This window comes from Planosporangium thailandense (assembly GCF_011947195.1).
GTDB classification, from domain to species: Bacteria; Actinomycetota; Actinomycetes; order Mycobacteriales; family Micromonosporaceae; genus Planosporangium; species Planosporangium thailandense.
This window is the reverse complement of record NZ_JAATVY010000033.1, coordinates 37,837-56,845: the sequence shown is the minus strand read 5'-3', so window position 1 is coordinate 56,845 and position 19,009 is coordinate 37,837. Positions and strand designations below refer to the sequence as shown.

Annotated in this window: 16 protein-coding genes and 1 pseudogene; 9 read left to right on the top strand and 8 right to left on the bottom strand. The window is 71.6% G+C overall.

The genetic code is table 11. The features are described from left to right. Positions 1-599: pseudogene (locus HC031_RS28530) on the top strand (hypothetical protein); the annotation flags it as partial. Between the two features lie 137 nt (positions 600-736). Here HC031_RS28530 and HC031_RS28525 read toward each other — a convergent pair. The 3 genes from HC031_RS28525 to HC031_RS34590 all read right to left on the bottom strand — a co-directional run bounded on the left by HC031_RS28525 (position 737) and on the right by HC031_RS34590 (position 3,212). Further along, positions 737-979, bottom strand: a complete 243-nt coding sequence (locus tag HC031_RS28525; RefSeq protein ID WP_167928547.1) for a hypothetical protein — start codon at positions 977-979, stop codon at positions 737-739. 99 nt (positions 980-1,078) lie between these two features. Continuing rightward, positions 1,079-1,588 carry an NUDIX domain-containing protein gene (locus HC031_RS28520; RefSeq protein ID WP_167928546.1) on the bottom strand — a complete coding sequence of 170 codons (510 nt, stop codon included), beginning with the start codon at positions 1,586-1,588 and terminating at the stop codon, positions 1,079-1,081. 121 nt (positions 1,589-1,709) lie between these two features. Then, positions 1,710-3,212, bottom strand: coding sequence for a hemerythrin domain-containing protein (locus HC031_RS34590; RefSeq protein ID WP_167928545.1), 1,503 nt, complete (start codon positions 3,210-3,212; stop codon positions 1,710-1,712). 350 nt (positions 3,213-3,562) lie between these two features. Between HC031_RS34590 and HC031_RS28510 the strand changes: the two genes are divergently transcribed. The 5 genes from HC031_RS28510 to HC031_RS28490 all read left to right on the top strand — a co-directional run bounded on the left by HC031_RS28510 (position 3,563) and on the right by HC031_RS28490 (position 7,168). Further along, entirely contained in the window at positions 3,563-4,762 is a 1,200-nt protein-coding gene (locus tag HC031_RS28510; RefSeq protein WP_167928544.1) for a hypothetical protein, read from the top strand. A 64-nt stretch (positions 4,763-4,826) separates the two neighbouring features. After that, positions 4,827-5,447, top strand: coding sequence for a metal-dependent phosphohydrolase (locus HC031_RS28505; RefSeq protein WP_167928543.1), 621 nt, complete (start codon positions 4,827-4,829; stop codon positions 5,445-5,447). Between the two features lie 34 nt (positions 5,448-5,481). Next, complete coding sequence (locus tag HC031_RS28500) at positions 5,482-5,955, top strand: SRPBCC family protein (RefSeq protein WP_167928542.1); 474 nt, start codon at positions 5,482-5,484, stop codon at positions 5,953-5,955. Positions 5,956-5,972: 17 nt separating this feature from the next. Beyond that, positions 5,973-6,566: an SDR family oxidoreductase gene (locus HC031_RS28495; protein ID WP_167928541.1), complete on the top strand. Its 594-nt coding sequence runs from the start codon at positions 5,973-5,975 to the stop codon at positions 6,564-6,566. Continuing rightward, positions 6,563-7,168, top strand: coding sequence for a TetR family transcriptional regulator (locus tag HC031_RS28490; RefSeq protein WP_167928540.1), 606 nt, complete (start codon positions 6,563-6,565; stop codon positions 7,166-7,168). The genes HC031_RS28495 and HC031_RS28490 overlap by 4 nt, the downstream gene beginning before the upstream one ends. Here the strand turns inward: HC031_RS28490 and HC031_RS28485 are convergent. Beyond that, positions 7,165-9,180: an amylo-alpha-1,6-glucosidase gene (locus HC031_RS28485; protein WP_338090876.1), complete on the bottom strand. Its 2,016-nt coding sequence runs from the start codon at positions 9,178-9,180 to the stop codon at positions 7,165-7,167. The genes HC031_RS28490 and HC031_RS28485 overlap by 4 nt on opposite strands. Positions 9,181-9,405: 225 nt before the next feature. Here HC031_RS28485 and HC031_RS28480 point away from each other — a divergent pair, with 225 nt between their 5' ends. Beyond that, positions 9,406-10,509 (top strand): glycosyltransferase family 4 protein, encoded by a 1,104-nt coding sequence (locus HC031_RS28480; RefSeq protein WP_167928539.1) that lies wholly within the window; start codon positions 9,406-9,408, stop codon positions 10,507-10,509. A 28-nt stretch (positions 10,510-10,537) separates the two neighbouring features. Here the strand turns inward: HC031_RS28480 and HC031_RS28475 are convergent, their stop codons facing one another. Together HC031_RS28475 and HC031_RS28470 are read right to left on the bottom strand one after the other, a co-directional pair. Continuing rightward, complete coding sequence (locus HC031_RS28475; protein ID WP_420813690.1) at positions 10,538-10,843, bottom strand: DUF4031 domain-containing protein; 306 nt, start codon at positions 10,841-10,843, stop codon at positions 10,538-10,540. Between the two features lie 90 nt (positions 10,844-10,933). Continuing rightward, complete coding sequence (locus HC031_RS28470) at positions 10,934-12,796, bottom strand: FAD-dependent oxidoreductase (RefSeq protein ID WP_167928538.1); 1,863 nt, start codon at positions 12,794-12,796, stop codon at positions 10,934-10,936. A gap of 307 nt (positions 12,797-13,103) precedes the next feature. Between HC031_RS28470 and HC031_RS28465 the strand changes: the two genes are divergently transcribed. Beyond that, entirely contained in the window at positions 13,104-15,602 is a 2,499-nt protein-coding gene (locus HC031_RS28465) for a S8 family serine peptidase (protein WP_205863353.1), read from the top strand. A gap of 1 nt (position 15,603) precedes the next feature. On the opposite strand, the gene HC031_RS28460 is transcribed toward HC031_RS28465, so the two are convergent. Beyond that, positions 15,604-16,755, bottom strand: a complete 1,152-nt coding sequence (locus tag HC031_RS28460; protein WP_338090875.1) for a dipeptidase — start codon at positions 16,753-16,755, stop codon at positions 15,604-15,606. Positions 16,756-16,794: 39 nt separating this feature from the next. Here HC031_RS28460 and HC031_RS28455 point away from each other — a divergent pair, with 39 nt between their 5' ends. After that, positions 16,795-17,016, top strand: coding sequence for a hypothetical protein (locus tag HC031_RS28455; protein ID WP_167928537.1), 222 nt, complete (start codon positions 16,795-16,797; stop codon positions 17,014-17,016). A 112-nt stretch (positions 17,017-17,128) separates the two neighbouring features. Here HC031_RS28455 and groL read toward each other — a convergent pair whose 3' ends face one another. Continuing rightward, a complete protein-coding gene (gene groL, locus HC031_RS28450; protein ID WP_167928536.1) occupies positions 17,129-18,751 on the bottom strand; it encodes a chaperonin GroEL in 1,623 nt (540 codons plus the stop codon). Between the last annotated feature and the right edge of the window lie 258 nt (positions 18,752-19,009).

The window sequence follows — 19,009 nt, the reverse complement described above, 5'->3', positions numbered from 1 at the left end:
TGCTGTACAACCCCCGCTTCGGCACCACCGAGGTCTACGCCAACACCCGCAGCGGCATCAGCTACCGCTACTACGCCAACAGCTGGTCCGGCTGGATCAACCTCGGCGGCACCGTAAGCGGCAACCCCGCGCCGCTGTACAACCCCCGCTCCGGCACCACCGAGGTCTACGCCAACACGGGTGGCGACGTCAGCTACCGCTACTACTACACCGGCTGGTCCGGCTGGATAGCGCCGCAGCCGCCACCACCGCCAGCGGTGCCGGCGCCGGCGTACCCCAGCTACGTCGCCCCGCGTGTCGGTGCGCCGCAGAAGGTCAGCTGCTCCACCTCGGGCGGGTTCACCACCGCCATCTACAAGATCGTCTTGTCCGGTGGCCGGTACTCGCTGTACGCGGGCGGTATGAGCCGCGCCGACATCGGGTGGAACGGTGGCCCGTCCACCTACACTCTCCAGTCGGAGACCTACTACCCGGCCGGTGGCACCGCCTCGATCGTGTTCTTCAGCCTGAGCCTCGCCAACCCGGGCAGCACGGACGGGCAGTACCAGGTCATTCCGTTCGAGCAGTTGCCGATCGACGCGAACTGCAACCGCAGCTGACCGCCACGGCCCATTGCGGCAGCCCTGAGCAGATGCTCGGGGCTGCCGCATGCGAACTGTCGGGGGGTGGATGCTTCGATGGGCCATGAGCGACACAGAGATGGTTGTTCTCGGGGCGACCCGTTACGGCAATTCCGTTACGCGGGCTGGTCGTCACCCAGAGCGTCGATCAGGAGTCGGCGGAGCCGATCGACGTTGCCCGCCAGGTAGGTCACGCCAAGTCTGTTGCCGTATCGAACGATGTCGAGTCCGATAACCGGTGCGAGAGTCCGGAAGAGCCGCTCCGGCAGCGGAGGAGCATGAAGGATGGCCGACAGCGCCGTCAACATTCGCAGGACGTCCTCGGCTTGATCGCGACTCAGCTCGATGCGCCTCGCCATGGAGCCCTCCTGCGATGTCGGGCTTCGATTGACGGACACGATAACGGAAATCCGAGACCCGGAACATGCGTGGAACGACCCGGCTTTGACGCAAAGGGTCTACAGAGCGTCCGGCACGCGCAGCGCCTCATGGCGTTCGCCCGGTCGCGCGAACCAGGCAGCGCCGCCGTCGCCGAGCGCGGTATCGATCCGTAGCCGCACGTACGGGTTGACCTCCGGCAACTCCTCCAGCGAAAACCATCCGACCGCCAACGACTCCTCGTCGTTGACGCCCGCGGTTCCGCCGACCGCACGGCAGCGGAACCACACGTTGAGGTACTGGCACTGATCACCGTTCGGGTAGGCGACCGGGTGCAGCGCCACGCCCGCGATGTGCTCGACGGCCACGTGCACACCGGTCTCCTCGTAGGTCTCGCGCACAACGGCGTCGGCCGGCTGTTCACCCGGATCGACGGCACCGCCCGGAAGCGACCAGCGCCCGTCGTCGGCCCTGCGCAGAAGGAGGATCTGCCCGTCCTCGTCGACGACCACGGCGCTGACCGAGGGCAGCAGCAACAGGTCGTGCCCGACGTGCTCGCGCAGATCGAGAATGTACGGAGAGATCGCCACCAGCGAAGCCTACGTATTCGCTCGGTGGACCGGCGGGCCCGACGCCCCGCGCGGTCGTCCGCTCGAGGGCGTCGGGGTCAGGACGCGACCGGGGTCGGGGTCAGGACGCGACCGGTACCGGTCAGGCGGGTACGGCCGGCCGCACGGCGGCCGCCAGCTCGCGCAGCTGGGCGGCCGGCACCTGTTCGCGCAGCTGCGGAAGCTCGAAGCGCTCCTCGTTACGGACATGCGACAGGACCGCGCCCCGCAGCTCGCTGAACCCGTCCTCGAAATCGTCGGAGTCGATGCCGGCGTCGACCAACCGCAGCAGCATCTGGTTGATCGTGCGCTCCTCGTCGACGAGGTCCCGCACCACGTCGAACCCGCCGACGACGGCATTGCGGGTGATCGGGTGCACCAGTTCGTCCTCCACTCCCTCGTGCGCCGCGAGCAGATCGACCAGCTCTTCCCACACGCCGCGCCGGCGCTCGCCGGTCGCGATCTCCATCTCGTAGAACAGCTCCTCGATCCGACGGTGCTGCTCCATCAGCGCGTCGATCATGTCGGGTGCGGGTGCGTTCTCCAGCCGCTCGCGCACCTCCCGGACCTCGGGCACCTCGCGGACCGCGCCGGAGCCGAGCGCCTCCGGCGCCAGGCGGCTGGCCAGCAGCTCGCGCAGGAACTCCCGGTTCCGGTCGAAGCTGAGCGGCTCGGGAAGGCCCTCGCCGACGATCTCCTCGGCCTCGCGGCCCTCGAAGCGGCGCAACAGGTCCCGGGCGATCTGCAGGCGCGCCAGCTCCATCTCCAGGAACAGCTCCCACACCGCCCGTACCCGGGGATCGGTCTCCTGCTGCAGGAACGAGTAGTACAGGTAGCACTCGTCGTACTCATGTATCACCAGCCGCTGCCACCAGCTCGCGCCCGGATCGACCAGCGCCCGGTGCCGGCTGACCTGCTCCTGCTCCACCTGGCCGATCTCGCGGTACGCCGGCCGGGTGAACGGGTCGACGCGGGCGGGGTCGGCGCTGCGGTAGAAGCCCTGCAGCAGCCGCTCGACCGACAGCAGCGTCAGCGCGTTGAGGTCCGACATCGGCGCCGACGTCGGCTCGCGGCCGGGCTCCTGCTCGTACCGCGCCCGGCCGGGGCCGGCCCGCTCCGGCAGCACGTCGGTCACCTCGTCGACGACCCGGTCGGCCCGGCGTCGCCGGAGCATCTCCAACACGTCGGCGTACCGGTACAGGTGCTCGAAGTCTTCCAGCGCGTCGCACTCGTAGACCTCCCGGCGCCGCGGGTCGGGCTCCGTACGGGCCAGCCACGAGTCCAGGTCCACGGCGGCGTGCTCGTACTCCAGCGCCCGTTCCAGGACGCTGCCGGCCTCCGGCAGCAGGCGGTCGGCGACCCGGTGCTGCCGCTCGGACAGGCTGCCGAGGAAGTCCATCTCGCGGCGGATGTCCGAGTCCGCGTGGTTGCGGGCGATCTGGTACTCGAACCTGATCGCGTCGTTCTCGATGCCGTTCACGGCGATGATCCGGCAGGTGGCGTACGGGTCGGCGCCCTCGGAGTCGATGGGGGCCACATCGAGCTCGCGCCAGTCGCGCGTCTGTCGTTCCAACGGGATGCCGTTGTACTCGAGGGGATTGAACACGGCCTCTCCTGGTACTGGGTCGCGGTGGGCGGCCACCGGCAGCGGGCCACCCCATGTCAGGGATCGGCCCGCTTCTCTACCCGGTGTCACCAACCGAAACCTCCCGGCGGCACTTATTCGGTGCCGGATCGCCGGCGCAACGCGACCGCCGGCAGGGTTGAACCGTGCGATCGCGGGTAGCGATTGCGGACATGAGCGCGCTGGCGGGTCCCGCCTGGCGGCCTGAGCAGTTGATCCATCAAATTGATCTATCGACTGAGATGCTCCGGGCGGGCGTTCACGCCGTGGACGGCCGGGAATGGGCCGACCCGACGACACGGCGGCGCACCTGGTGGACGCGTCGGCGTGGCATGGACGCGGGGATCCCACGCCAGCGGATCGCGGATGTGCGGTCGGGCGAGGTCGCGGCCTGGATGACGGGCGGGTACCGCCAACCGCAGTACCCGGCGGTCGTTGTCGGCTCCCCCCACGTGGGCGCCCTGCACCTCGCGGCCGCGCTCGGTGCGCCGTGGCTGCCGGCCGGGTTCCGGCTGTCGGTACGCTGCTCGCCCACCGACGCGAAGCGGCCGCAGCCGGCGCTCCAGCAGGGCCGCGCGATCGCCTCCCACCTGCTCAGCGAGGATCCGGACATCGCCGTCTACCAGCGCTGCGACCCGATGGGGCAGGCTGCCGGGGGCAGCACAACGCTGGACTTCTACGTGAAGTGGACCGCGGTGCCCGAGCAACTACGCCGGTTCCTGTCCGAGCGCCTCATCCCCGGCGGCACCGTGGTGCTCATCCGCGACTGCCGGGGATGGCCCGCCACCCAGCCCGACGACGGGTACCGGTTCCAGGTCGGCACGGTCGGCTCCGGGCTGTCCTGGCCCGACTACTGCCGGCAGCTGCGTCGTCACGGCGACGAGAGCGGCGACGACTGGAGCGACGAGGAGAGCTGGACGGTGCCCGCACCGGATGGCGGCGACGTCGACGCCGAGCAGGGCATCCACCCCGGCCTCCTCGGCGATCTGCGCCGGTGGAGCAGCGCGAGCGGGCGGCGGCTGCGCATCGTCGCGATCACCGATTCGGCCGCCCTGAGCGCGGCCGTCGGCGACGTGTACCGCTCCTGGCTACGCGCCGCGGGCAAGACCGGCAACCGCCTCGTGATCGGCTGCGGGACGCTGCTGGATCCGTGGCACGTCGTACGGGCCGGGCTGGTCCCGTACTGGTGTCCCGGCCCGCTGCACAGCGACATCGACGCGTTGGAGTACTGGCTGGCCGGCAGTGAGCCGTACCGCAGCATCGACCTGCTGGTGGAGCCGCCCGGACGGGTCTCGCCCAAGGTGGTGCCGCGGGACCGGCTGTCGGCGCTGGCCCGGTTCGCCACCGAGCGCGGCGTCCTCGACCCGACGTGCCGGCGCAACTACCCGCTCGGGGTGGTCGATCAGCGGCACGTCAACCGGGTCTTGAGCGAGCAGCCGTACGACGCGCCGCAGCCCACGCCGCTGTCGACGGCGGCCGCGATCGAAGGGCTCGACCGGCTCGCCCGGTACGGCCGACTGCTCGTCACGTGAGAGCCGCTCGCTACGCAAGAGCTGCTCGTCACGCAAGAGCCGCTCGTTACGTGACAATCACCTGGTGGATCTCCTCACCCGCTGGCGGGCGTTGGTACCCGACGCGGACGCGCTCGGCGCTGAGCTGATCGCGTGCTGGTCGCAGCCGCACCGCCACTACCACACCACCGACCATCTCGCGGCGGTCCTCGCGGTGGTCGACCGGTACGCCGACCTGGTGCCCGACCCAGACGCGGTGCGGCTGGCCGCGTGGTTCCACGACGCCGTGTACGACCCGCGCGCCGGCGACAACGAGGAACGCAGCGCCCGGCTGGCGGAGGCAAGCCTGCCCGGCGCCGGGGTGCCGGCAGAGCGAACAAAAGAGACAGCCCGCCTGGTACGGCTGACGGCCGGCCACGCGGTGGCCGGCGACGATCACGACGGTGCCCTGCTGGCCGACGCCGACCTCGCGATCCTCGCCGCCGACCCGGACGTCTACGACCGGTACGCGACGGCGGTGCGCCACGAGTACGCGCACGTGCCGGAGGCCGCCTTCCGCGCCGGCCGGGCGGACGTGCTGGGCGGCCTGCTGGCGTTGCCGGCGCTGTACCGGATCGTGCCGGTAGCGACGGAGTGGGAGGCCCGGGCGCGGGCCAACGTCGGCCGGGAGCTGGCCACCCTACGCCCGACCACCCCGCGCCGATGAACCAACTGGTACATGAGTGTGTACCATCTGGTTCATGAAGCCCGTGACCGTCGCCATCGACGTGCCGGATCCCGGCGAGGACGTCTACAACTTCCTCGCCGCGACCGCCGCGCACGAGTCGTTCACCGACCACATGCTCCAGGACTGGACGTGCAGCGGGCCGGACCGCGGCGTGGGCTCGAAGGCGCACGTCACCTCGGTGCTCGGCGGCCGTCGCGAGCCGATCGACATCGAGGTCGTCGAGGACCTGCCACCGCGCCGCATCGTCGAGCGCAACGTCAGCGCCGGCGGGCGACGGGTCGCGACCGGCACGTACGAACTGGCCCCGATTCCCGGCGGCACCCGGGTGACCTTCACCTACGCCTGGGCCGACGCGCCGCTGGGAGACCGGATGCTGGCCCCGGTCGTGCGCCGGCTGATGCGGCGCAACCTGCAGCTGGCGATGCGCCGGCTGGCCGCGGAGCTGGACCGCCGACGCACCGAACCGAGCGCGGCAGGCCACGCATGAGGCGGCCGGTGACACCGATGCGCATCTTCGTCGCGGGCGCCAGCGGCGTCCTCGGCAGCCACCTGGTGCCGCTGCTGGTCGCGGCCGGGCACTCCGTCGCCGGAATGACCCGCACCCCGTCCAAAGCCGACTCGTTGCGCGCCGTGGGCGCCGAGCCCGTCGTCTGCGACGTGTTCGACGCCGACGCGCTCACCGAAGCCGTGGTCTCCTTCCGCCCCGACACGGTGCTCCACGAGCTCACCGACCTGCCCGACGACCGGCAACTCCTGCCGCAGGCCGCCGAGGCCAACTCGCGGATCCGCCGGGAGGGTACGCGCAACCTGCTCGACGCCGCGCGGGCGGCGTCGGCGGGGCGGTTCCTGGCGCAGAGCGTCGCGTGGACACTGCCCGGCGACGGTGGCGCGGCCGTCGCCGACCTCGAGTCGGCCGTGCTCGCCGCCGGCGGGGTGGTGCTGCGATACGGCCAGTTCTACGGCGACGGCACCTTCTACCCGCACACCCCGCCGGCCCCGCCACGGGTACACGTGGCCGACGCCGCTCGGCGCACGGTGGCGGCCCTCCACGCACCGTCCGGAGTCATCACGATCGTGGACGAGACCGACCCGACGTGACCTCGCCTGACCCCGCCGGGACGCACCGGGACCCGCACCCACGCGACGAACTGCTCGCCGCCGCCGTCGAGTACGCGGCCGGCCAGGGCCTCACCGACATCAGCTTGCGGCAGCTCGCAGCGGAGCTCGGCACCAGCCACCGCATGTTGATCTACCACTTCGGGTCCAAGCAGGGCCTGCTGGCCGCGGTCGTGGCCGAGGTCGAGCGCGGCCAACGGGACGCCGTCGCCCAACTGCGACGCGAGCCGGGCATGACGCCCGTGGAGATCGCCAGACTGATGTGGCAGCGCTTCACCGACCCCGAGCTGTGGCCGTTGGAGCGGCTGTTCTTCGAGCTCTACGCCCAGGCGCTGCAGGGTCGCGAACACACCGGCGGGTTCCTGGACGCGGTCCTCGAGCCCTGGCTCGACCTGTTCACCCAGCTCCACGTCGCGCACGGCCTCCCGCCCGAGCGGGCGCGGGCGTGTGCGCGCCTCGGCGTCGCGGTGACGCGCGGACTGCTGCTCGACCTGCTCGCCACCGGCGACCGCGACGGCGTGGACCAGGCGGCGCAGCTGTTCGTCGAGTGGTACGAGAGCGCCCTCCGCAGTGCCCGCCGTTAGGTGGGCACGGTGCCCAGCGAGAACACGTCGGCGCGGCCCCACCACCCCGGTACGCCGGACAGCGCGACATGGCCGCAGCGCAGCGGCACGTGGGCGTCCATGCCCAGCCCGTCGCGTCTCGGCTCCAGCCCCATCATGCTGCGCAGCAGGAGCAGCGGCGTACCCGACGACCAGGCCTGTGGCGAGCAGGCCGAGGCGTACGCGACGGGCACCCCGGTCGCCCGGCGGTCGGTGCCGACCAGCGCCTCGGGCAGCCGGAACTGGAAGTACGGCGCGGCCTCCAGCATGGCCGCGGCGAGCCGGGCCGCCTCCGTGTACCGGCCGTAGCGCGTCAGCCCCATCGTGATGAGCGCGTTGTCGTGCGGCCACACCGTGCCGTTGTGGTACTCCATGGGGTTGTACGCCCGCTGCCCGGCAGCCACGGTCCGCACGCCCCAGCCGGAGAAGAGGTTGTCGCCGAGGAGGTGCTCGACGACCCGGTCGACGTTCTCGTCGGGCACGATCCCGCTCCACAACAGGTGGCCCATGTTCGACGCCAGCGTCGGTACGAGCTGACCTCCGCCGTCGCGCGCGAGGGCGTAGAAGCCCTCGTCGGGTAGCCAGAACGCCTCGTGGAACCGTTTGCGCAGCGCGTCGGCGTCGCGCTCGAGCCGGTCGGCCAGCGCCAGGTCGCCCCAGCACTCGCGGGCCAGCCGGGCCATCCGCCGGCGGGCGTCGTAGGCGTACCCCTGGATCTCACAGGTCGCGTGCGGCAGCGCCGCGATCGTGCCGTCCGGGTAGACGATCGAGTTCCAGGAGTCCTTCCAGCACTGCACGCGCAGGCCGGTCTCGGGGTTGCGGGTCAGGTACTCGATGAACCCGTCCCCGTCGAGGTCGCCGTACCGCTCCATCCACCCGAGCGCCGCGCGGGCCGCGCCTTCGAGCGCCTGTACGGTCTCGCGGTCGCCGGTCCACCGCTCGTACTCGTCGAGCACGATCAGGAACAGCGGGGTGGCGTCGGCCGTACCGTAGTACGGCGACTGGGGGCGCTCGCGGAAGTACGCCAGCTCGCCCTGGCGAAGCTCGTGCAGGATCTTGCCGGGCTCGGCGTCGCGGAAGTCGTCGATCTCGGTGGCCTGCTGCGCGGCGAGGGCCCGCAGGGTCGTACGGCACATCTCGGGGACGAACGGCAGCGCCTGGTAGCTGGTGATGAGACTGTCCCGGCCGAAGAGCGCCATGAACCAGGGCAGACCGGCGGCGGGCAGCGACGAGTCCGGGACCGACTCGGGGTAGAAGCGCAGCGCGGCGAGGTCGACCAGGCTGCGGTGATAGACCCGGCGCAGGTCGTCCCAGCCCGTGTCCAGCCGTGGCGCGGCGTCGAGCCACTCCTGCAGCCCGATCGGCATGTTCGGCTCGTGGGCCCGCTTGACCACCGGGCGTACGGCAGCCGTCGCGACCCCAACCTCGACCTCGGTGCGCCAGGTCTGCCGGGGTTGCAGCGTGATCCGGAAGGTGGCCGACTCGTCGGTGAAGAAAGCGCCGGCCGCCCGGACGATCGTTTCCCGCCGGAAGGCGCCCCGCTCGTACCCCAGGGTCACCTCGTCGGGGCCGACGCGCCGGTAGAACCGGCCGGTCTTCTGCAGGCGGTCCTTGATCTCGAAGATGTCGGCGAAGTCGGCGGCGAACAGGATCGACAGCTCCAGCGTCAGCGGCTCCATGCTGTGGCTGGTCAGCTCGAGCTCCTCCCGCATCCCGTCGCCGACGTGCCGGCGGCGCAGCAACGAGACGGTGGGGTTGCGGTAGATCGTTCCGGTCGGCTCGACGAGGAAGAACACCGCCTCGTCGTACTCGACGGCCTCACCGGAGAGCGCGTCCAACTGGTTGCCGTTGAGCCTCGCCTGCCAGCGCGAGAGGTGGCGCATGTCGCGGTAGAACAGGCCGGTGGGCTCGTCAGGATCCGGTTCGATGTCGCCATGCATATCACTGACGACGAATGTAATGCCTTCGAGGATGTTGACCTGCGGAAGCTTCACCAAATCTCCAAATTTCGTCCACTTTGTTCAAAGCTGACGATTCATCACCCAGAAATGGCCCGGGATGTTCGATTCGGCAGAGAAGGGGTAGTCGGCCGTCGGCTCAGGGTCTCTACCTCGCCTCGGGTGACGTACCCGGCGAGTGATGACACAACCGGAAGGGGCCAGATAGTGATTCCGACTGAGGGTGACCATAAAGACCCTACTTCCCCGCTCAGAATCGCAATGGTTGTTCCGCCGTGGTATGAGCTGCCCCCGAGCGGGTACGGAGGCATCGAACTGATCTGCTCCGCGCTTGTGGACGCCCTGTGCGCCCGAGGCCACGAGGTCACGATGTTCGGTGCGGGGCAACGGACCGGCACCAGGGCGCGCTTCGTGAGCACCGTCGCCGAGCCTCAGTACGAACACCTCGGCGAGGCGATGCCCGAAGTGCTCCATGCCGCCCGCGTCACCCAGTTACTGGCCGATACCCAGTTTGACGTCATCCACGACCACTCCCTGTCGGGCCCGCTGACCGCGGGTCACCGCAACGCGCCCACCGTGGTCACGGTGCACGGCCCGGCCGACGGCGAGCTCGGCGACTACTACGTCGCACTCGGCGACCACATCCACCCGGTGGCGATCTCGGACTCGCAGCGACGCCAGCGGCCGGAGCTGCGCTGGGCAGCCACGATCCACAACGCCATCGACGCCGACCAGTTCGTCGCGGCACACACCAGCGACGGGCCGGTACTCTGGCTCGCCCGCTTCTCCCCCGACAAGGGCCCTGACCTCGCGATCGAGGCGTGCCGGAAGGCGGGGCTGCCGCTGGTGCTCGCCGGCAAGTGCAACGAGCCCGGCGAGAAGCGGTACCTCGACGAGGTCATCCTCCCCATGCTCGGCGAAGACATCGAACTGGTCGTCAACGGCGACCGGTCGACCACCAACCGCCTGCTCACCGAGGCGCGCTGCCTGCTCATGCCGATCCGCTGGCACGAGCCCTTCGGCATGGTGATGATCGAGGCGATGGCGTCGGGCACGCCCGTCGTGGCGACGCGACGCGGGTCGGTACCGGAGATCGTCCGGCCCGGAACCACCGGCTTCATCTGCGACGACGCGTCCGACCTGCCCGAGGCCCTGGAACGGGTGGGCGAACTGGACCCCGACGACTGCGTGGCGCACGCCCGTACCGCATTCGGGGCCCAGCGGATGGCGCGCCGGTACGAGCGCGTCTACCGGCAGGCGATCGCGTTCGCCCGCCGCCCCCGCCGGGCGATCCGGCGGCAGACCTCGCTCGTACCGACGCGGGTCCTGTCGGCGATCGGCGAGGCGCGCGGAGCCGTCGGCTGAGCCGCTCCACCGCACCACCAGCCGTGCCCTACGGCCGGCGCTCCACCGGGGGCGCTTTCCGTCGACGCAGGCCGGCTGCGTAGAGCCGCTGAACGATCTCACGGCTCGGTACGACCGTCGCACCCAGCCAGACAGCCAACCGTGCCCGGTCGGCCGGGAGATCGTAATGGTCACGCTCGAACGCCCGCCGGGGCGCACCGAGGATCTCGGCGAACGCGTGCAGTTCAGCGAAGGAAACGTCGCTGACCAGGTGTGACCACAGCCGCCCACGAGCCGGCCAGCGCGGCGGGTCGATGTAGATCATCACTTCCCTTGGGGACGGGATCTTGGACACCTAGACCAGTCTGGCCCGCAGGCTCCGCCGGGCGGCCCAGACCAGTCGCCGCCGATAGCCGGTCCAGCTGTCCAAGATCGCAGAGAGGCCTCAGGCGGGCGCGTAGCCGCGCGGATCGGGCGCGCCCAGTCGGGCGGCATCCGCCGCGACGTCGTCGGGCATCCGCTGCGACTCCCGCTCGGCCGCGACCCGCGCCAGGTAGTGGTCGACCTCGCGCCGCCGCCTCGGCTCGTCCCAGCCGAGCACCTGGCCCATGATCAGCGCGGCGTCCTCGACGCTGTCCACACCGCGGTGCGTGGTCTCGATGGAGATCCGGGTACGGCGCGTGAGCACGTCCTCCAGGTGCAGCGCACCCTCGGCGAGAGCCGCGTACGCGATCTCCGCGGCGAGGTACTCGGGAGCACCGACGAGCGGTCGGGCCAGCGTCGGGTCCTCCGACACCAGCGTCAGCAGCTGGTTCGACAGCGTCCCGTACCGCTCCAGCAGGTGCTCGACCACGCCGACCGGCACCCCGTGCCGGCGCGCCACGTCGGCTCGGTTGGTCCACATGTGCTGGTACCCGTCGGCCCCCAGCAGCGGCAGGTCGTACGTGCGGGAGGCCGACACCCGACCGCCGTGCCGGCGCAGGCCACCCAGCCGGCGGGCGGCATGGTCGATGACGTCGGCGGCCATCACCCGGTACGTGGTGTACTTGCCGCCGGCCACCAGCATCAGACCGAGCATCGGCTCCACCACCGCGTGCTCGCGCGACAGCGACGAGGTCTGCTCGTCGCGGGTGTGCGGACCGACCCGGTGGCGGGCCTCGGCGGACAGCAGCGGACGCAGGCCCGCGTACACGCCCTCGATGTCCTCAGGTGTCAACGGGCGGTCGAGCACCTGATTGACCTGCTCCAACAGGTAGGAGATGTCGCTGGCGGACGCGGCCGGATGCGCCCGGTCGAGGTTCCAGTCGGTGTCGGTCGTGCCGATGATCCAGTGCCCGCCCCACGGGATGACGAACAGCACCGACGACGCGGTACGCAGGATCAGGCCGGAGTCACCGGTGATGGCCGAACGCGGCACGACGAGGTGTACGCCCTTGCTGGCGCGCACCCGCAGGCCGGTGTACTCGGCGGGCTGGTTGTCCCCGGCGAGCAGTTCGGAGATGTCGTCGCTCCACACTCCGGTGGCCGAGACGACGGTGCGGGCCCGCACCTCGATCTCCTCGCCGCTCTCCAGATCGGTGACCCGCACCCCGGTCACCTCCCGCGCCGAGCGCAGGATGCCGCCGACGCGCGCGCTGGTGACGACGGCGGCGCCGAGGCTGGCCGCGGTACGCGCCAGGGTGACCACGAAGCGCGCGTCATCGACCTGGCCGTCGTAGTACTCGATCGCGCCGGTCACCGCGTCCTCGCGCAGGCTGGGGAACAGCCGGCGGGCAGCGGTGCGCGACAGGTGCCGGTGCAGCGGCATGCCGCGGGTGGGCTGGCCGCGCAGGAGCCGGCCGGCGAGCCCCGACGCGCTGGCGAACGCGTCGTAGAGCGCGACGCCGGCGCCGTAGTACGCCCGGTGCCAGATCCGTTGCGGCACTCCGGTGGGGCCGGCCGGCGCGGTCAGCGGCACCAGGAACGGCACCGGCCGCACCAGGTGCGGCGCGAGCCGGGTGGTCAGCAGGCCGCGCTCCCGCAACGCCTCGTGGACCAGGCCGAACTCGAACTGCTCGAGGTAGCGCAGGCCACCGTGGATCAGCTTGGACGATCGGCTGGACGTGCCGGAGGCCAGATCCCGGGCCTCGATCAACGCCACCGTCAGGCCGCGGGAGGCGGCGTCGAGGGCCGCCCCGGCGCCGGTGACGCCGCCGCCGATGACCACCACGTCGAACTGCTCGGTCTTCAGCCTTGCCAGGTCGGTGGCGCGCCGGTCGGACGAGAGCTGTCCGGCCCCGAAACGGGACGCCTGAGGATCTCTGCGCACGTACTCCACCGTAACTCCCGGACCGGTGCGGTTACCCCGCGGTAGTGTGGAAACTCATGTTTGCTGTCGCTTAGACCTCGACGAATCGCTAAAGGCCTTTAGACGAAACGGCGAACGACGTTCATAGCAAATTCCGCGCGCAGCGGGACACGCCGATGTCGTCGTACCGGCCGAACAATCCCGCTCGACGTACCGGCTCGACGGCGAACGGCTCATTGTTTTGCAAATTCCGGGTGCAGGTGTTTGCCGGGCCCGACCACCGTCACCGGTACCGTCGCCGAACCCGGCAGACCGTACCGTTTGACTCATGTCCGTGCTGGAGCCGCCACCCGGCGACGGTGAGCGTTCACAGCCGCCGCCCGCGGACCGGCCGCCACAGCCGCCGCCCGCGGACCGGCCGCCGCAGCCGCCGCCCGCGGACCGGCCGCCACAGCCGCCGCCCGCGGACCGGCCGCCACAGCCGCCGCCCGCGGACCGGCCGCCACAGCCGCCAGCCGCCCGCCCGGCGGACGGCTGGCGGGCCCCGGTCACCGTGCTGCTCGCGGTACTCGTCGGCCTGTGGGTGCTTGCCACCGTCACCGGCGGCCAGGTGATCGCCTGGGGCGCCGAGCAGCTGTACGCGGTCCTCGCCGGGCGCGACCTGCCCCGCTGGGGGTGGCTGGCCAGCAGCCTGGGGTCCGGGCTGCTCGCGTTCGTACCCGCGGTGCTGCTGGCGGTCGTGCCACGGATGCCTGGCGCACGGGCGGCCGGGCGGCTGTGGGCACGTGCTGTCGTCGCGGGGACCGCGCTGGGCCTCGCCCGCGCCGCGGTCGGAGTCTCCCGGCATGAGCTGTACCTGCTGCTCCTCGCCGTGGTGGCGGCCGTGGCGGCGGGCGCGCTGCGGCTGCTCGACCGGCACCGGACCGCCGCGACGGACACCCGTCAACGCGGCGCCGACCTGCTCGGCCTCGCCGCCGGGCTCGCCGCGCTGCTGCCATGGCTGGCGGTCGGCGCGCTCGGCGGCGTGGTCGAGACGCTGCTGGCCGTCGTGGCCGCCATAGCAGTCGGGTTCCTCGCCGCCACGGTGGTGGACGGCCTGCTGACCCGGCACGGCTCGGCCTGGCTGCGGGTCGGCGTGGGCGGCCTCGTCGCGGGGGTCGCGCTGGCCGCGCTCGCCGCCGGCACCGGGGCATCCGGCATCGCCCTGGCCGAACTGCTCGTCGTCGCGCCGCTCGGCTTCCCCGCCGCGAGCCTGTACCGCCTCTCCGGCCCTCGGCCGGTCGGATGGCTGGTCTCGGCCGCGGCCGCCGGCCCGCTCGCCCTCGCCGACCCCCAGGAGACGACCCTCGTGCTCGGCCCGTCCGACGCGCCACGGTGGATCCTGACCGCCGCCGCCGGGTCGCTGGCCGTCGGGCTGCTCACCGGCCTCGGGTACGCGCTGAGCTGGGGCCGTGGCGCGGCACCCCGCCGGTGGCTCGCGGGCGTCGTCACCGGCGTCGTCGCGATCGCCGGGATGGCCGTCTACGCAGGCGTCGGTCGGCCCGGCAGCTACCCCGACCGGCTCTTCGTGGTGCTGCGGACCCAGGCCGACCTGTCCGGGCTCGACGCCATCGGCGACCGCGACGAGCGACTGCGGGCCACCTATCGCAGGCTGGTCGACACCGCGGACCGGTCCCAGGCGTCGCTGCGGGGCGACCTGCGCCGGCTGCACATCGGCTACACGCCGTACTACCTCGTCGACGCCCTGGAGGTGGACGGCGGCGAGGCGGTACGCGACTGGCTGCTCACCCGCCCGGACGTCAGCCGGGTCCTCGACAGCCCCCGGCTGCGCCCGATCCCGGAGCTTCCCCCGCCCATGCGTGGCAGCAGCCCGGCGCCGACCGGTCCGCATTGGAACCTGCGGCTGATCGGCGCCGACCGGGTGTGGCGGGAGTTCGGCGTCACCGGCGCCGGGGTCGTCGTGGGCACCTCCGACTCCGGCGTCGACGGCAGCCATCCGGCCCTGGCCGGCCGGTTCCGGGGCGGCGACGACTCGTGGTACGACCCCTGGGCCCACACCCGCACGCCCGTCGACCACGGCGGGCACGGCACGCACACGCTCGCCACCGCGGTCGGCGGGCACGACGTCGGGGTGGCGCCCGGCGCGCAGTGGGTGGCCTGCGTCAACCTGGAACGCAACCTGGGCAACCCCGCCCGGTACCTGGACTGCCTGCAGTTCATGCTCGCCCCGTTCCCGTACGGCGGCGACCCGCTGCGCGACGGTCGGCCCGAGCGGGCGCCCCAGATCCTCACCAACTCGTGGGGATGCACCCGGATGGAGGGGTGCGACCTCAGCGCCCTGCGGCCCGCCGTCGACGCCCTGACCGCGGCCGGCATCTTCGTGGTGGCCGCCGCCGGCAACTCAGGGCCGTCCTGCCGGTCGGTGACCGATCCCCCGGCGCCCTATCCGGGCACCGAGACCGTCGGGGCGGTCGACGCCGCCGGCCGGCTGGCCGACTTCTCCAGCCGGGGACCCACGCCCACCGGCGCCGCCAAGCCCGACCTCGTCGCACCGGGGGTCGACGTGCTGTCGGCGCTGCCCGGCGGCGGGTACGGCCGGGAGAGCGGTACCTCCATGGCCACCCCGCATGTGGCCGGAGTGGTGGCGTTGATGTGGTCGGCCAACCCGCGACTGGTCGGCGACATCCCGCGGACGCGGGAGATCCTGCGGGCCACGACGAAGCCGGCGACCGCCCCCGTCGGGTCCTGTGATGGCCGGTCCGACCTGATCGGCGCCGGCCTGGTCGACGCGTACCGGGCGGTCGAGCTGGCCCGGGCGCAGGGCTGACTCAGTCCGCCGCCGTGTCCGGCTCGTCGATCGTGGCGACCGACGGCCCGCGCTCCCGGCGGACCGCCGCGGCCACCGACTCGGTCTCCCGGAGTACGCGGAGGGCGTTGTGCCAGGCGAGCCTGGCCAGCTCCGCCTCCGACCAGCCCCGGTCGGCCAGTTCGGCCAGCAGCGCCGGGTAGGCCGACACGTCGGCCAGCCCGTCCGGCATGGTCTCGCAGCCGTCGAAGTCGCCGCCCAGCCCGACGTGGTCGACGCCGGCCACCTCGCGTACGTGCTCGACGTGGTCGGCGACGTCCGCGACGGTGCACGCCGGCCACGGGTTGGCCCGCAGCCACTTCGCGTGGGCCGCCTCCCAGTCCGGACCCTCGTCCGGGTACGTGTCCCGCAGCCGCTGCTCGGCGACCATCCAGTCGCGACACTCGGTGTTGACGAACCAGGGAACGAAGGTCACCATCACGACGCCGTCGCTGTCCCGGACCCGGGTCAGCACGTCGTCGGGGACGTTGCGGGGGTGGTCGCACACCGCCCGCGCCGACGAGTGCGAGAAGAAGGCCGGCGCGAGCGACGTGTCCAGCGCGGCGTGCATGGTGGCCGGCGCCACGTGCGAGAGGTCGACGAGCATCCCGAGGCGGTTCATCTCGCGTACCACCTCGTGGCCGAACGGCGACAGGCCGCCGACGCTCGCCTCGTCGGTGGCGCTGTCGGCCCACGGGGTGTTGCGTGTGTGGGTGAGCGTCAGGTACCGGACCTCCAGCTCGTACAGCATCCGCAGCGTGCCCAGCGAGCAGTTGATCGAGTGGCCGCCCTCGGCGCCGAGCAGCGACGCGATGCGCCCTTCGCTACGCGCGCGCTCGACCTCGTCGGCGGTCGTGGCCAGCGCGAGGTGCTCGGGGTGGCGCGCGACGAGCCGCCGGACGGCGTCGACCTGCTCGAGAGTCGCCGACACAGCGTCGTGGCCGGCGAGGTCGCACGGGACGAACACCGACCAGTACTGTGCGCCGACGCCACCGGCCCGCAGCCGGGGCAGGTCGGTGTGCAGGCCAGAGGCCGACTGGTCGGTCGCTATGTCGAGGGCGTCGAAGTCGTAGCGGACCCGCAGGCGCAGCTGCCAGGCCAGGTCGTTATGTCCGTCAAAGATCAGCTCGCTCACCTTCGGGTACGTTACCGGCCAGGCGGGTATGACACCCGCATGACTGAACCGCGTGATCCGAGCCGGCAACGGGCGACCGGCGAATCGGGTGTCGCCGGCAGTCGCCGGGACGCCGCTGTACCGAGCGGCTCCAGCGTGCCGGACGTCATCGACGTGGCCGACCGGTCGACCTACCGCGGCGGCGAGAAGAACCCGACGACGTCATCGCTGAGCGAGATGGTGACGGAGCCCGAGACACCTACCTCCCCCGACTCCCCATGATCCTGGAGGATTTTCCGTGCTCTGACACGGAAAATCCTCCAGGATCATGAACGGCGCAAGCAGAGGGGGCGGGCCGCTGCGCGACCCGCCCCCTCTGCTTGCTGAAGACTTCTCAGAAGTCCATGTCGCCGCCGCCGGGCGCACCCGCCGGGGCCTTCTCCTTCTCCGGCTTGTCCGCGACCACAGCCTCGGTGGTCAGGAACAGGGCCGCGATCGACGACGCGTTCTGCAGCGCCGAGCGGGTCACCTTGGCCGGGTCGATGATGCCGGCGGCCAGCATGTCGACGTACTCGCCGCTCGCCGCGTCGAGGCCGTGCCCAACCGGCAGGTTGCGCACCTTCTCGACCACGACGCCACCCTCGAGGCCGGCGTTGGCCGCGATCTGGCGCAGCGGAGCGTCCAGCGCGAGGCGGACGATCTGAGCGCCGGTCGCCTCGTCGGCGTTGAGCTCCAGCTTGTCGAACGCGGTCTTGCCGGCCTGGACCAGCGCGACGCCACCACCGGGAACGATGCCCTCCTCGACGGCCGCCTTCGCGTTGCGCACGGCGTCCTCGATGCGGTGCTTACGCTCCTTGAGCTCGACCTCGGTGGCCGCGCCGACCTTGATGACCGCGACGCCGCCGGCCAGCTTGGCCAGGCGCTCCTGCAGCTTCTCGCGGTCGTAGTCGGAGTCGCTCTTCTCGATCTCGGCACGGATCTGGTTGACCCGACCCTGGATCTGGTCGGCGTCACCGGCACCGTCGACGATCGTGGTCTCGTCCTTGGTGACGACGACCTTGCGGGCCCGGCCCAGCATGTCGAGCGTGGCGCTCTCCAGCTTCAGGCCGATCTCCTCGCTGATGACCTGGCCGCCGGTCAGCACGGCGATGTCGCCGAGCATGGCCTTGCGGCGGTCACCGAAGCCCGGGGCCTTCACGGCGACGGACTTGAAGGTGCCGCGCACCTTGTTGACGACCAGGGTGGCCAGGGCCTCGCCCTCGACGTCCTCGGCGATGATCGCCAGCGGCTTGCCCGACTGCATGACCTTCTCCAGCAGCGGGAGCAGGTCCTTCACCGACGAGATCTTGCCGTTGTAGACCAGGATGTAGGGGTCGTCGAGGACGGCCTCCATCCGCTCCGGGTCGGTCCAGAAGTACGGCGAGATGTAGCCCTTGTCGAAGCGCATGCCCTCGGTGAGCTCGAGCTCGAGGCCGAAGGTGTTGCTCTCCTCGACGGTGATGACGCCTTCCTTGCCGACCTTGTCCATCGCCTCGGCGATGATCTCACCAACGGTGGGGTCACCGGCGGAGATCGACGCGGTGGACGCGATCTGCTCCTTGGTCTCGACGTCCTTTGCGATCTTGGCCAGCTCTTCGGCCACGGCGGAGACGGCGGACTCGATGCCCCGCTTCAGGGCCATCGGGTTCGCGCCGGCCGCGACGTTGCGCAGGCCCTCGCGGACCAGCGCCTGGGCCAGGACGGTCGCCGTCGTCGTGCCGTCACCGGCCACGTCGTCGGTCTTCTTGGCGACCTCCTTGACCAGCTCAGCGCCGATCTTCTCGTACGGGTCCTCGAGTTCGATCTCCTTGGCGATGCTCACACCGTCGTTGGTGATCGTGGGAGCGCCCCACTTCTTCTCGAGGACGACATTGCGGCCCTTCGGGCCAAGCGTCACCTTCACGGCGTCGGCGAGGATGTTCATGCCCCGCTCAAGACCGCGGCGCGCCTCTTCCTCGAACGCAATAGTTTTGGCCATTCGGCGTTGTCCTCCTGGACACAGTCACGGCTCGCCCTGGCGTTGCCCAGTGGCGCTCCGCTGCGTACGCACCTTCGGCGGTCCATCCAGCGGTTGCTGGGTGGACCCACGTAGGCCGGACCGGATAGCCCGCGACGACCGGTCCCCTGCCGCCCCCGGCCCGTCCGGCATCTTGTTGCCCGCCGGACGGCCCGGCCACGGCCGGTGACCCCACCGACCCCGACCTTTGGCACTCACCACTTTCGAGTGCCAGTGACT

Excerpts from the sequence above, each read along its gene's own strand:
- HC031_RS28500 (WP_167928542.1), top strand. The coding sequence starts at position 5,482 with ATGAAGCCCGTGACCGTCGCCATCGACGTGCCGGATCCCGGCGAGGAC.
- HC031_RS28455 (WP_167928537.1), top strand. The coding sequence starts at position 16,795 with ATGACTGAACCGCGTGATCCGAGCCGGCAACGGGCGACCGGCGAATCG.
- HC031_RS28480 (WP_167928539.1), top strand. The coding sequence starts at position 9,406 with ATGGTTGTTCCGCCGTGGTATGAGCTGCCCCCGAGCGGGTACGGAGGC.
- HC031_RS28465 (WP_205863353.1), top strand. The coding sequence starts at position 13,104 with ATGTCCGTGCTGGAGCCGCCACCCGGCGACGGTGAGCGTTCACAGCCG.
- HC031_RS28525 (WP_167928547.1), bottom strand. The coding sequence starts at position 979 with ATGGCGAGGCGCATCGAGCTGAGTCGCGATCAAGCCGAGGACGTCCTG.
- HC031_RS28510 (WP_167928544.1), top strand. The coding sequence starts at position 3,563 with ATGGACGCGGGGATCCCACGCCAGCGGATCGCGGATGTGCGGTCGGGC.
- HC031_RS28495 (WP_167928541.1), top strand. The coding sequence starts at position 5,973 with ATGCGCATCTTCGTCGCGGGCGCCAGCGGCGTCCTCGGCAGCCACCTG.
- groL (WP_167928536.1), bottom strand. The coding sequence starts at position 18,751 with ATGGCCAAAACTATTGCGTTCGAGGAAGAGGCGCGCCGCGGTCTTGAG.